The following is a 13351-nucleotide window of genomic DNA, read 5'->3' as shown; positions in this document are numbered from 1 at the left end:
GACGCCGTCACAAGCGTATTTTTGCACAGTCGCTCACTTCCAGCTCCGTCCGAGGCATCAATGTCGACTCGCTTCCCGCCGTTGGCGGTTCTCTTCCTTACATCCTTCTCCGTCGCGGCGGCCGCCCAGCAGGCAGAGCGCATCGATTCCGCGATGAACGCAAAGATCAGGGCGGAAGGGATGGATCGCTCGAAGATCATGTGGATCGAGCACTTTTTGACCGACGTCTACGGCCCGCGTCCGATCGGATCGCCGAATCAAGAGGCGGCGGCGAAGTGGGCGGTCAAGACGATGACGAGTTGGGGCATGCAGAACGCGCATCTCGAGCCGTTCACCTGGCGGGGCGTCGGCTGGCTGCCGGGACGCGCCGAGGGATTCATCACGTCGCCCGTGCACGCGAACCTCAAGTTCGAGGCCGTGCCGTGGTCGCCGTCGACGAAAGGCACCGTGAAGGGAGAGGTCGTGAGCCTCGTGCCGCCGGAGACGCCGACCGAGCAGGAGCTGGCCGGCTATCTCGCGCCGTTCGCGCACAGGGTGAAAGGCGGCATCGTCATGGTCGGAGCTCCGCCGGCCGTTCCCGTGAACTTCAACGAACGCGCGAAGCGCACCCCCGACGACCAGGTGCGCGAGCGCTACGCGCCTCAGGATCCGACGCAACAGGGCCGCGGTGGTCGTGGCGGCGGCGGTCGCGGCGGCCGCGGCAACCAGGCGCCTCCACCCGAAGGGCATCTCTCGGCCCAACAGGTCAATCAGCGGATCGGCCAGTTCTTGCGCGACAATCCTCCCGCGCTTCGCCTCACCGCGCAGGGCCCCGGCCGAATTCCAGGTGTGATCGTGGCGCAGAACGGCTCGGGGCAAATCTACGACGACACGACGCCGCAGCCGCCCGCCGTCATTCTTCGCACCGACGACTACGGCCGGATCTTCCGCATCATCGCCGACGGGGGGGGCACTCCGGTCACCGTCGAGTTCACCGTGTCGAACCAGTACTTCCCGCAGGGAAAGACGTCGTACGTGACCGTCGCCGAGATTCCGGGAACCGACAAGGCCGACGAAGTGGTGATGATGGGCGGCCACCTCGACTCGTGGACGAGCGCGACCGGCGCCACCGACAACGCCATCGGCTGCGCGATCATGATGGAGGCGGCCCGGATCCTCGAGGCGGTCGGCGCCAAGCCGCGCCGCACGATCCGCGTCGCCCTGTGGAGCGGCGAAGAGGAAGGGCTGCTCGGCTCATTCGCCTACGTGAAAGACCATTTTGGAAGCGCCGAGTCGCCGGGCAAGGACTTCGGCAAGATCGACGCGTACTGGAACATCGACGACGGCACAGGTCGCGTGCGCGGCGCGTCGATCTTCGGGCCGCCGCAAGCGGCGGTGATCCTCGCGCAGTATCTCAAGCCGTTCGAGGACTGGGGCGTCTACGGCGCGACGCCGTCGACGGCGCGCGTCGAGGGCGGCAGCGACAACGGTGCGTTCGCCGTGGCCGGGCTCCCCGGCATCGGTACGCAGCAGGATCCGATCGAGTACAACAGCACGACGTGGCACACGAACCTCGACACGTACGAACGCATCGTGCCCGAGGACGTAATGCACAACGCCGTCGTAAGCGCCTCGGTGATGTGGGGTCTCGCCAATCGTGACGAGATGCTGCCGCGGTTCGCGCCGAGCGAAATGCCTGCCGTTCCAGCAGGAAGAGGAGGAGGACGGGGTGCGGGGACCAACGGCCCCTCCGCGGTGCCGCACGTCTACGCGCTCGTGAAGGGGAAGCCGCTCACCGTGCGCGCACCGGGACTCGTCGAGATTGAAGGACGTGGCGGCGCCAACGCTTTGGCGTTGACCGCGGCGATCGTCACGAAACCGGCGCACGGAAAACTTGCCGTGAATCCGGACGGCGGCTTCACCTACATGCCGAGCCCCGGGTTCACGGGAACAGACTCGTTTACCTACACAGTCACGACCGGCGGTGCAACGAGCGAGCCGGCGACGGTCATGTTGGTGATCAAGTAGCGCCGGTCTCCGACTGGCGAGTTGACCGTCGCGTCCAATTTGTTGATGCCGTCCTGGCGCTACCGGCCACACCTCTGAAAGCGGTCGGCTACAGCGCACTCGCCGCGGCTTCGGCACGCTTGAGCACGCGTTGATCCTCGAGTCGTTTTCCAAACTCCGCAAACTGCGGCGTCGGTCCTCGCCATTGTAGGGCCGACACGTTGCTGAATAGCGGTGCATCGGTTCGAAGCGTCGCGAGGGTCTTGAACAGCAGCGCCAGCTCACGCTTCTCGCCTTCGAGCACGTCGGCCGGAAAATCCTCGAGCGGTCCGTGGCGATTGATCAAGCGCGCGGCGGTCACGGCGCCGATTCCCGGGAGACCCGGATAACCGTCCGCGCTGTCGCCGACGAGCGCGAGATAGTCGGGAATGAAACGAGGCTCGACGCCGAACTTCTCACGCACGCCGGCTTCGTCGCGAATCTTCTGCGACTTGCGGTCGACCTGCACGACGCGGTCGCCGACCACGCACTGCGCGAGATCCTTGTCGGGCGTCCAAATGGAGACCTTCAGCACCGTCGGAGCTTTCGCCGCGATGTGCGCCGCCGATGCGAGTGCGTCGTCGGCCTCCAGCTCGACCATCGGCCACGTCGCGACGCCCATCGCCTCGAGCGCGTCTTCCAGCGGACGAAACTGGGTCCACAGCGCGCGGTCGATTCCGGCACCTGTCTTGTAGCCGGGCCAGAGATCGTTGCGGAACGACTCGATCACGCGGTCGGTCGCCACGCCGATGTGCGTTGCGCCTCCCTCGATCATCTGCAGCACGGTATTCAACACGCCGACGGCCGCGCCGTACTTCGGATCTTTTCCCTCGGCGAATCTCCGCAACCCGTAAAAGTGGCGGAACAGCTCATACGTGCCGTCGATGAGATGGACGATCATCTAGGACGGCAACTTCATCAGGCGGAGCGTGACGAGCAGCGGAATGACGACGGCCACGAGCGCCTCGCCCGCGATCAAACCCGACGCGATCGGAATCGAGTAGCGCTCGTGGCTCTCCGGCCTAACCAGCTTCCAGATTCGATCCGCGACAGCGCCGACAAAAATCATCGTCACCGCGCTGAAGGGAATCAACATCGCGATGCCCATGCCCGTCGGCGACGGCAGGAACTTGTGCCATTCCTTTCTCAGCTCGAGGATCGTGAGAATCGTGCCGACGACCACGCCCGCGCCGAATGACTCCTTCATCCACGTCCAACGCATCGCCGCCGCCGGCGTGAGCGTCGCCGCCCCGAGATCCTGCGTCACGATCTTCGCGAAGCCGACCCACCGCTGCGACGTCGGACTCAAGAGCTGCGCGTGCTCGCCGATGATTCCGTAGGTGTCGCGCAGCAGCGGATACATGTACGCCAGCGCGATCGCGCCGAACGGCACCGCCAGCAGCTGCATGTAGGTGAGGATGCGCGGCGTCGAGTTGATCATCTGACCGGCGCGGAAGTCCTGCATCAACCCCTCGGACTCGGCCGCGACGGCGCCGGTGATGCCGCTCGACACCATGCTGGCCCGCAGATCCCCCGGCGCAAGACCGCCGAAGATCGCTTGTACGAGATTGACCATCGTGCTGATCGGCCCCCAGTTCGTCTCGCCGAGCACGCGTAGGGCGACGAGACCGAGCGGCACGGAGAGCGCGATCGCGACGACGGATTGCCACACGGGCGTGTGAAAGAACGCGCTCTGCACGAGGATGAGGAACACCGTGGACGCGCCGGCACCGATGAGCACCCATCGCAGCGGGAGATCGCCGCTCGTGCCTTTCGCGGTGAGCCCCTTGAACGACTTCGCGAGCACGCGCCAACGGAGCGCGAGTCCCGCGATGCCGCCGGCGATGAGCATTCCCACCGCGAACCACATCACAGTGAGCAGAATGTCCACGCGCTTCGCGTCCGGTGCGATGAGGCCGTGCGACAACAGCCACGGCGGCGCGAGAATCCAGCCGATCACGCCGCCGATGAACATGCTCGTGCTGATTCGCAGTCCGATGATGATCCCGGACCCGATGTTCAGGAACGAAATGCCGAACCCGATGCCGACGCGCGCCGAAAACGCGTTGACCGTTACGGGAATCGTGTCGACGATCCACTGAAGCTGCGTCGCGAGGAACGTGAATCCCGAGACGAGCAGCGCGCCGACCATCGCGAACGCCGACTTGCGCGCTTGCGGGCCGTGCGAGTCGAGCATGATCAGCGTCTCGCCCGCGGCGACGCCATCCGGGAACGGTAGGTCTTCGTCTTCAATAAAGTGCTTGCGCAGCGGCACGGCGAGAAAGACACCGAGCAAGCCTGACGCCGACAGCCAAACAAAGGTCTGCATGCGCGACAGGTGCACGTCGAAGCCGCTCGTCGGGTCGGCGCCCATGATGTCGAAGGCGGCGAGTAGCCAGCATAGAAACGCGATCTGCCCCGCCGTCGTGCCCGCTGTCTGCACGACGTTGTTCTCCCAGCGGTTGTAGTTCCGCGTGAACAGTCCCAGCGCGAGGAAGCCGAAGAACGCCGAGACGACGGAGATGTTGGGACCGAACCCGAACTTGAGGACGACGTACGGATACGACGCCCCGATGACGAGCGCGACGACCAATCCGACGATGATCGAGCGCGGCGAAAACTCTCGAACGTCTGCGGGTTTCTGCTGAGTCGAAGCGGGCACGTATCAGCTCGGCGTCGAGTGTTTGGGAAATGCCGCGAAGAAGTCCGGCGACGTTATCGGTGGCAGCCCATCGGCGCTAGCGAGCGGGCTCGTCCAGTGTTCGCCCACCAAGCGCAAGAATATGCAAAAATTTCGGGGCAAATTAGTTGTCGCGTGCATGATCGGCACGTCATCTGCCTGCCGGGCCTTTCCGTAACTACCCCAAACCAAAGGCGGAGGCAACCATGGATACGAAGATGCGAGCTCTACCGGTCATGCTCGCGACGCTGGCGCTCACCGTTGGCTGCTCGGAGCGACGCACACCGGTCGAGCCGGGCCACGCATCGCAGGAAGCGCATCAAGGAGCACCGACCGGATTCACCGACGGATGGGAGAACGGCAAGACCGTTTCGTTCTTCTACAGCAAACCGTTCTTCTGCGCCGAGCCGCCCGAGAGCGGCGCGCCGAGCGAATGCGAGATCGGTGAAGACGGCACGATCGATCCGCGTCCCGGAAAGATTCCCGTGCTCTACGTGATGACGCCGATGGGCTTCTCGCCTCCCGTGTCCACGCTGCAGTGCCCGATCGCGGGAAACTGCATCAACCATCCGTCGACGATCGATTTGTCGCGTGTGCTCGGGCCCGGCTTCGCGGACGTTCTGCTGCCGCCGCACAGCCACATCATCGATTCGGATCTCGCCGAGTCGCAGGCCGACGGCGGTCAAGCGGGGTGGTGGGAGATCCACGTCATCGGCGTGAAGACGCTCGCCGCGTGGAACGCGATCGTCGCCGGGAAGAGCCTCGCGACCGTGCGCGCGCTCCAAGCGTCGGGAAGCGATCTGACAACCGACATCGAGTCGAACTCATACCTGTTCTTCAACGTTCGGCCGAAGACATGAACAACCAGCCAACGTCATCGCGCGACCGGCGTGCGGCGCTGGTCGCGCTCGTGGGCGGCATGCTCGTTTCCCTTGGTTCGCTGTTGCCATGGATGTCGCTCTTCGCCGGGCTGCAGCGATTCCCAGGCATCCATGGGTTGTACGGCCGACTCGTGTTCGCCGGGGGCGTGCTCGCGGCGCTGGGGGGTCTCGCGATGCTCGCGCGAAACGAGTGGTTCATCCGGCCGCTGGTCGCGTGCATCGGCGTGTCGCTCTCGTTGTTCGCGGCGTGGATTCTCCTCGGCCTGCGCGAGACCACGCGGCGCCTCGAGGATCATCCGATGATCGTCGCGCGGCCGGGACCGGGCTTGTTCGTCGTTCTCGCCGGCGGGCTGACGATCGCCGCGCTGGCATTTCCGAGATCTCGCGCGACGGCGCGTGGAGGGGGGACGTGAAATGAAAATCGGATTCCTTGTCGCCGGCGCCGTTGTGCTGGCGGCGTGTACCGGCGATCGCACGACGGCGTCGAACGCGCCGGCCGTGCCGTTGGAGAGCGCGGGCCCGCTGGATCCGGCCGCGATCGCGGCTGGCCAGGCGATCTTCCGCAACGAGACCTACGGCGACGAAACGTTTTGGACGGATACGCTCGGACTGCACGAGGTGATTCGCACGTCGGTTAGTCCGAACACGGCGCTCGGCGTCGGTCTCAAGGTGGACGTCGACGCCCTGCCGCCCGACGTCAAGGCCGCGATCGCCGGGAAAACCATCGACCTCGACGACCCGGCCACCACCGTCGTGCTGCTCAAGCTCGGCGCGGTACTCGGCGTCATTGGAAAGGTCGATTCGCACAATACACTCACGAGCGTCGGCATTACGTGCGCGTTCTGCCATTCGACCGTCGACAACTCGTTCGCCGCGGGCATCGGTCATCGTCTCGACGGATGGCCCAATCGCGATCTCAACGTCGGCAAGATCATCGCGCTGTCGCCGGTGATCACCGGCGCGAAGCGAGACGCGTACTTGTCGTGGGGACCGGGACGGTACGATCCACGCTTCAACCTCGACGGGATCAACATGCCGGTCTTCATACCGCCGGCCTTCGGTCTTCGCCACGTGAAACGCGAGATCTTCACCGGCGACGACACTATCTCGTACTGGAACGCCTATGTCGCGATCACGCAGATGCACGGACACGGGCATTTCGTCGACGCGCGCATCGGCGTGGACGTCAACAACCCGCCCGACCTCGTATCGTCGAAGCTCGCGGCGCTCCGCACCTATCAGTTCAGTCTCGAAACCCCGAGCGCCATTCCCGGGACGTTCGACGACGACGCTGCAAAGCGCGGGCGAATGGTCTTCAACGGCGTCGCCAGATGTCAGAGCTGCCACGTCGGCTCGGCGCTCACCGATGTGAACCAAGGCGTGTTGCACACACCGGCCGAAGACGGGCAGGATCCGGCGTACGCGCTGCGCAGCGCGACGAAGCTGTATCGAACCACGCCGCTCCGCGCGCTCTGGCATCCGCCGCAGCTCACGGGACCGTATTTCCACGACGGAAGCGCAGCCGATCTCGGCGCCGTCGTCGATCACTATGTGAAGCTGCAGGGGATCGCGCTCACGGCGCGACAACGGGCCGACCTCATCGAGTATCTCAAAACGCTCTGAGCGGTCGTGTCATGCAGGTGGGCGACAGGTACAGCCTGTCGCCCACCCCGCCGAGTCTTTCACTCGATTCGGAGGGCTGCTTTCTTTCTCGAATGCACCCACGACTCTCCGAATTACTCGACTACATCGATCGCCAGGCCGCGGTTCTGCAAGCCGCTTATTCGGCCATTCCCGCCGACCAGCGGACGGTTCGGCCGACCCCGGATCGCTGGTCACCCGCCGAGGTGGTGCATCACGTAGTGATCGTGGAGCAGCGACTGGTCAAACGGCTGCAACAGCTCGCCGAGCAGGCGCGCGCGCTTCCGCCGGAAACGGACACGTCGTCGGTCTTCACGCTGCTCGACCCGAATCGCATCGAGATCCGGAACAACCGATTCAAGACGTCGGAGCTCGGCGAACCGCGCGACACCGACGCAACTCGCGTCTGGTCCGACTTCGAGGCGACGCGCGGCGAGTTGAAGAACGTGATCCGCGCCGCGGACGGCCTCGCGTTGAACGAGGTCTCGGCGCCCCATCCGGCCCTCGGTCCGCTGACCGGTTACGGATGGATCGCGTTCGCGGGCGCGCACGCCGCGCGACACGCGGCGCAGATCACGGAAGACGCGGCGATCGCCTGACCGGCCGCGCTACGGCACCTGTTCGGCGAGCGGCTTGCCCTTCTCGACGATGTAGACGGTGAGGATCTTCACCGGCGTCGTACCGCGATTCGTCGCCGTGTGAATTCCGCCGAGCGTGTTCATCGTCGCCTCGCCCGCCTTGATGGTCACGGGCGGTTTTCCTGCGTGCGTGAGCTCCACCGAGCCGTCGAGAACGTAGGAGAGCTCGATGCCCGGATGCCGGTGCTTTCCGGACGTTCCGCCCGGCGGAATCTCCGAGATTCCCATCACGGCTTCGTACTTCGACGAGGCGGGATCGTCCTGCCGCTGGAGGATCGTTCGCTTGATCGTCGGCTGCTGCTGCGCGGCGAACGCGAGGTGGTCGACCGTCAAGCCGAGCGCGAACGCGGCGACGATCGTGGAGGCAGTGACGAGAGTGCGTCGGGTCATTGGTTGGCTCGATTGGAAGAAGGCTAGCCGATCGTCACGGTGACCGGTGGCCGGTGACCGGAGTTACCGGTACGTAATCGTGATGTTGTCGATGTTCTCACGCAAATGCCGCTCGAGATATCCGACGAACGCGCGCAGCAGTAGCCACTCCGACGATTCGTCCCTCGTGTGAATCTCGGCGACGAGAATGCCGCCCATCGTCTCATCCCACCGAATCCAACCTGGGTATTTGACGTGCGCCAGCTTTCCCTCGGCCTTGCGGCGAAACGCCGTCGGACGCGCGCGCAGCTCGCGGAGCTTCGCCTTGAGCAGCGACTTGAGACTCGCCTCACTGTCAGCCCGCGGCACGACCTGAAGAATCTTCATCGGTCCTCCCGGTGACCCGTTTGACGGACGACGCCGGAACCGCGAGAAATCTGACCTCGGACTCGGAGGTCCGATCGGATTTCTCCCCAGGTGTTCGTCTTAATTAGGGTCGCTGCCGGGCGGCGCGCAAATCAGCCGGGGGCAATCCGCCGCCTATTCTCCGCGCATCGCCACCAACGGGTCGACGCGCGCCGCACGGCGAGCCGGCAGCCAACTCGCGAGCATCGCGACCGCCGCCAGCACGACGACGACTCCGGCGAGCGTGACCGGGTCACGTGCCGTCACGCCGAACAAGAGCGACGCGACGACGCTCCCCGCGGCGAGGGCCGCGATGACGCCGAGCATCGCGCCGGCCGCCGTGAGCGCGAGCCCTTCGCGGATCACCATCGCCGAGATGCGCTGCGTCGTCGCGCCGAGCGCGACGCGGATCCCCAACTCGTGCGTGCGCTGGCTGACGGCGTACGCGATCACGCCGTACAGCCCGACGGCCGCCAGCGCCAACGCCACGAGGGCGAACAACGCGACGAGCGTGGTGAAGAAGCGCGGGCGTCCGACCGCCGACGCGACCCGCTCGGCCATCGTCTGCACCGAGAACACCGGCACCTCGCGATCGAGGTCGTGCACGATCGCGCGCAACGGCGTGGCGAGCGACGCGGCCGACGCGCTCGTGCGCACGACGAGCGCGAGCGAGGAGAACGGGTGTTGGGCCAGCGACGCATACACGGTCGGCAAGGGCGCGCTCTCGAGCCCCTCCCCGTGCACGTCGCCAACGATGCCCACGATCTCGCAGTACGGCTCGTCGTCCCCTTGGCCCCATCCGAGTTTGATGAACTGGCCGATCGGATTGTCGTTCGGGAAGAATCGCTTCACGAACGCCTTGTTGACGAGGTACACCGACGGTGCACCGGGCGCGTCGCCGTCTTGAATCGCGCGGCCCTGCACGACCGGAACGCCGAGCGTCGTGAAGAACGCCGGCGTGACCTGCCGCACTTCGGCGTCGGGCTGGTCGCTCGGCCGCGCGTACGAACGTCCGCGAATTGTGAACGTGAACCCGAAGCCGCCGCCGTCGAGCGGGACGAAGTTCGTCATCGCGGCGCTTCCCACTCCGGGCACGGCGGCGGCGCGCTCGAGCAGCTGTCGGACGAAGATCCGGTCGCCCGTCGAATCGTACTTTGCGACGGGCAGCGTCATCTTCATCGAGAGCACGTTCTCCGTGCGGAATCCCGGGTCGACGGCCATGAGCCGGTTGAAGCTCCGCAGCAGCAGACCCGCGCCGCTCAGCAGCGTGACCGCGAGCGCCAGCTCGCCGATGACGATGACCCGCTTCGCCCGGCTCGTGATCGCGCGGCCTTGCGCACCGCGCCCGCCGCTGCGCAGGGCGTCGGCGACACCGCGTCCGGCGACCTGCATCGCCGGCAACGATCCGAAAACCAGTCCGGCCCCGACGGCAAGGAGCGTGGTCACGGCGAGCGTCCGTCCATCGATCGACGCCTTCTGCACGAGCACGAGGCCGGGCGGAACGTGTCCGAGCAGCACCGTCATTCCGATTTTCGCCAACCCGATCCCGATCGCCGCGCCGAGGAGCGACAGCATGACGCTCTCGGTCATGAGTTGGCGGACGAGCCGTCCGCGTCCCGCGCCGAGCGCGCTGCGGATGGCCATCTCGGTCTCGCGAGCGGATGCGCGGACCAACAGTAGGTTCGCGACGTTGGCGCACGCGATGAGCAGGACCAGCACGACCGCGCCCAGAATGATGTACAGCGGCTTCTCGAGATCGCCGACGGTGTACGCTTGAACGCTCAGGATTTGTGCGCGACGCTCGCGATACATCTCGGGGAACCGGTGCTCCATCGTCTGCGAGATCAGCCGCACCTCGTTGTTCGCGGCTTCGATCGACGCGTCGTCCTTCACGCGCGCGAGGACGCTCATCCACCGCGCTCCGCGGGAGTCGTCGCTCAACTCCTGCGCCGTGAACACTCGCGGCGCCCACACTTCGACGGTGAACGGATACCGCTCCGCCGCGGGCGCGACGCCGATCACGGTGAACGGACGCGAGTTGATGCGCACCGTCTTCCCGATCAGCCGCTCGTCGCCGCCGAAATCGCGGCGCCAGAGCTGTTCGCTCAACACCACGACGTTCGGCGCGCCGTTCTTGTCCTCGCCGTCGCGGAAAAAGCGGCCGAGGAGCGGCTTGACGCGCAGCAGATCGAACATGTTGGCGCCGACTCGTACGCCCTGCACGCGCTCGGCGTCGCCGTGCTCGAGCACGACGTTGGCGGTCCAGCTGTCGATGATCGAGAATCCGACGAAGCTCTTGGCCTGCGTGGGATAGTCGACGATGTCCATCGGCGTCGCCACGTCGCCGTGCCCCTGTTGCGTGAACTTCAGCCGGACGAGGCGGTTCGCCTGCGGGAACGGCGGCGCTTGCAGCAGCACGTGGTCGACGACGGAAAAGATCGCCGTGTTCGCGCCGATGCCGAGTGCCAACGTGATGATCGCGGCGGCGGTAAAGGCGGGTGCGGCGCGAAGCGTTCGCGCGGCGTAGGTGACGTCCTGCCAGAGATCGCGCATGTACTCGCTCCGCCGCTGCGCGGCTTCGGTGTCGGTGTCTACGGCGCCGATGTAGCGGCGCGCGTCGTCGATGTCGCCGAACTCGCGCATCGCTTGCGCGCGGGCGGCGTCGTACGGCAGGCCGGCCGCGACGAGCGCGTCGACCCGCATGTCGAGATGAAACGCGAGTTCCGTCTCGAGGTCGGCGCGGATCTGCCGTCTCGTGCGCCAGGGCAGACGGAAAAACCGGCGGCGCCCTCCTCCCCCCTGCGTCACGTCGGCTCCAGCACCTTGAACACGGCCGCCGCGTAGCGCCGCCACACCGCTTCCTCGGCGCGCAGATGCCGCCGGCCCGCCGCCGTCAGCTCGTAGTAGCGCGCCTTCCGGTTGTTCTCCGAGAGCCCCCACTCGGCGGCGACGAACCCCGCGTGCTCGAGACGATGGAGCGCTTTGTACAACGGCGCGTCCTCGATGTCGATGACCCCGTCCGTGCGCTGCCGAATCGAGCGCGACACCGCGTACCCGTGCATCGGTCCGACGATGAGCGTGCGCAGCACGAGCACGTCGAGCGTGCCTTGAAGAAGGTCCAGCGGTCGCGTTGCCACGTTCGGTTCATCTCCCCGTACCAGGTAATGGGAAGATGAATTCGGGGATGAGCCGCGGCAAGAGCAGCAGGGCGACCCGGCCGAAAATCGCGTCGGGAGGCTGTAGACGCGACCTAGCGCCGGCGCTCGACTGACGCTGCCGCCTGTCCCTGACGCCGAGAGTGGTCGTCCCGCGCAGCGATCCCGTTGAAGCCGATTCCGAACTACGTCTCGGTCGTGAGCCCCAGGTCCTGCAGCAGTCCGTCGCGCAGGTCATAGACCCAGCCGTGGATCGCGAGCGGTTGTCCGCGCGCCCAGGCGTCGCGCACGACCGTCGTCTGGCATACGTTGATCACCTGCTCGGCGACGTTCAACTCGCACAGGCGGTCCTCGCGCGTCTTCTCGTCGATGATCGGGTCCAGCTCCGCGCGGTGCTTGTTGCGAACGTCCTGCACGTGCCGTAGCCAGTTGTCCGCCAGACCGATGCGGTCGTTGCGCAGCGCGGCGCGGACGCCGCCGCAGCCGTGGTGGCCGCAAACGATGATGTGCTTTACCTGGAGCACGTCTACCGCGAACTGGATGACGGAGAGACAGTTGAGGTCCGCGTGGACGACCACGTTCGCCACGTTGCGGTGGACGAACAGCTCACCTGGCGCGAGCCCGACGATCTCGTTCGCCGGGACGCGGCTGTCGGAGCAGCCGATCCACAAGTACTCGGGTGCTTGCTGCTTCGACAAACGCTCAAAGAAGTCTGGATCTCGCCGCGTCACCTCGGCGGACCACGCGCGATTGTTGTCGAAGAGGTGCTGTAGGAGCGGCGTCATCGGACCCAAAGGTATCAGGGTCGCGGTGCGGCGGCCGAGACGGCGGTCATGCGCTCGAGCATCTCCGATTCAGGCGTCGGCCAAAAGACGTTCATCGCGGCGAATTCCTTCGCCTGCGGATAGCGCGAAGCTTCGATGACGCGAGCCGCGGCGTCGAAATCGTAGGTCGTTCGTCGCAGCTCGATAGTTGGGCCGAGGAGGAGCCAGTACGCGCCGCGCTCGCCGAACGGCATGCCGACGCTTCCGGCGTTCACGACGCGCGTCGAACCGAATCGGCGGTCGAACTGCATGTGGGTGTGTCCGCACACGACGATCGGCGTGCCCGCGCCCGCCATCATGGGAAGCACGATGTCGTCCGGCGTGAGGCGCGTGAAGATCTCGACGTCGTTGCGCGGGGTCGCGTGGCAAAAGAGGACGTCGCCGAGTCCGTCGATGGCGACACGGGTCGTGGCCGGCCAGGACGAGATGTGCTCGACGTCGGCCGGTCGCAGTTGCTTACCGGTCCACGCGATGAGGTGCCGGAAGGAATCGGGAAGCAGGCTTTCCGTTCCGCGCAGATGCGCGAGGACTTCCCGGTCGCCGTTGCCCATGATGTAATCCGCCGGCAGGTCGACGCTCGCCAGCGCGTCGAGGCACTCGCGTGGCATTGGTCCCGGAAGCACGTCGCCGCCGACGACGATGCGGTCGACGCGTGCGCGCCGAACGTCGTCGAGCACCGCGCCGAGCGCCGGCGCGTTGCCGTGGATGTCGTACAGCGCCGCGACGCGCACGT

At 66.1% G+C, this 13351-nt stretch carries 12 protein-coding genes and 1 pseudogene; 5 read left to right on the top strand and 8 right to left on the bottom strand.

Translation table 11 applies throughout. The features are described from left to right. Positions 1-60: 60 nt before the first annotated feature. Positions 61-2007: a M20/M25/M40 family metallo-hydrolase gene (locus tag VGQ44_07855; GenBank protein ID HEV8446718.1), complete on the top strand. Its 1947-nt coding sequence runs from the start codon at positions 61-63 to the stop codon at positions 2005-2007. Positions 2008-2095: 88 nt separating this feature from the next. On the opposite strand, the gene VGQ44_07850 is transcribed toward VGQ44_07855, so the two are convergent. Continuing rightward, positions 2096-2926, bottom strand: coding sequence for a 5'-3' exonuclease H3TH domain-containing protein (locus VGQ44_07850; protein ID HEV8446717.1), 831 nt, complete (start codon positions 2924-2926; stop codon positions 2096-2098). Beyond that, positions 2927-4687 carry an OPT/YSL family transporter gene (locus VGQ44_07845; GenBank protein ID HEV8446716.1) on the bottom strand — a complete coding sequence of 587 codons (1761 nt, stop codon included), beginning with the start codon at positions 4685-4687 and terminating at the stop codon, positions 2927-2929. 224 nt (positions 4688-4911) lie between these two features. On the opposite strand from VGQ44_07845, the gene VGQ44_07840 reads away from it, so the two are divergent. From VGQ44_07840 to VGQ44_07825, 4 genes are all read left to right on the top strand, one after another. Further along, positions 4912-5565: a hypothetical protein gene (locus VGQ44_07840; protein HEV8446715.1), complete on the top strand. Its 654-nt coding sequence runs from the start codon at positions 4912-4914 to the stop codon at positions 5563-5565. Continuing rightward, a complete protein-coding gene (locus VGQ44_07835; GenBank protein ID HEV8446714.1) occupies positions 5562-5999 on the top strand; it encodes a hypothetical protein in 438 nt (145 codons plus the stop codon). Before VGQ44_07840 ends, VGQ44_07835 begins: the two co-directional genes overlap by 4 nt. A gap of 1 nt (position 6000) precedes the next feature. Beyond that, the gene (locus VGQ44_07830) at positions 6001-7209 is read left to right on the top strand and encodes a hypothetical protein (protein ID HEV8446713.1); all 1209 of its coding nucleotides are present in this window, start codon (positions 6001-6003) and stop codon (positions 7207-7209) included. 92 nt (positions 7210-7301) lie between these two features. Then, positions 7302-7826, top strand: a complete 525-nt coding sequence (locus VGQ44_07825) for a DinB family protein (protein HEV8446712.1) — start codon at positions 7302-7304, stop codon at positions 7824-7826. Positions 7827-7835: 9 nt separating this feature from the next. Here the strand turns inward: VGQ44_07825 and VGQ44_07820 are convergent, their stop codons facing one another. From VGQ44_07820 to VGQ44_07795, 6 genes and pseudogenes are all read right to left on the bottom strand, one after another. Then, positions 7836-8255 carry a cupin domain-containing protein gene (locus tag VGQ44_07820; protein ID HEV8446711.1) on the bottom strand — a complete coding sequence of 140 codons (420 nt, stop codon included), beginning with the start codon at positions 8253-8255 and terminating at the stop codon, positions 7836-7838. A gap of 63 nt (positions 8256-8318) precedes the next feature. Then, positions 8319-8621: a hypothetical protein gene (locus VGQ44_07815; protein HEV8446710.1), complete on the bottom strand. Its 303-nt coding sequence runs from the start codon at positions 8619-8621 to the stop codon at positions 8319-8321. A gap of 153 nt (positions 8622-8774) precedes the next feature. Next, positions 8775-11447, bottom strand: a complete 2673-nt coding sequence (locus VGQ44_07810; protein ID HEV8446709.1) for an ABC transporter permease — start codon at positions 11445-11447, stop codon at positions 8775-8777. Beyond that, the gene (locus VGQ44_07805; protein ID HEV8446708.1) at positions 11444-11776 is read right to left on the bottom strand and encodes a PadR family transcriptional regulator; all 333 of its coding nucleotides are present in this window, start codon (positions 11774-11776) and stop codon (positions 11444-11446) included. The genes VGQ44_07810 and VGQ44_07805 overlap by 4 nt, the downstream gene beginning before the upstream one ends. A 215-nt stretch (positions 11777-11991) precedes the next feature. Then, positions 11992-12579 (bottom strand): annotated as a pseudogene (gene can / locus VGQ44_07800) (carbonate dehydratase). A 14-nt stretch (positions 12580-12593) separates the two neighbouring features. Next, on the bottom strand, positions 12594-13349 hold the full coding sequence (locus VGQ44_07795; GenBank protein HEV8446707.1) for a metallophosphoesterase family protein: 756 nt from the start codon (positions 13347-13349) through the stop codon (positions 12594-12596). Positions 13350-13351: the final 2 nt, after the last annotated feature.

Source organism: Gemmatimonadaceae bacterium (genome assembly GCA_036003045.1).
GTDB lineage: Bacteria > Gemmatimonadota > Gemmatimonadetes > Gemmatimonadales > Gemmatimonadaceae > JAQBQB01.
This window is presented reverse-complemented; position numbering and strand designations above follow the sequence as displayed.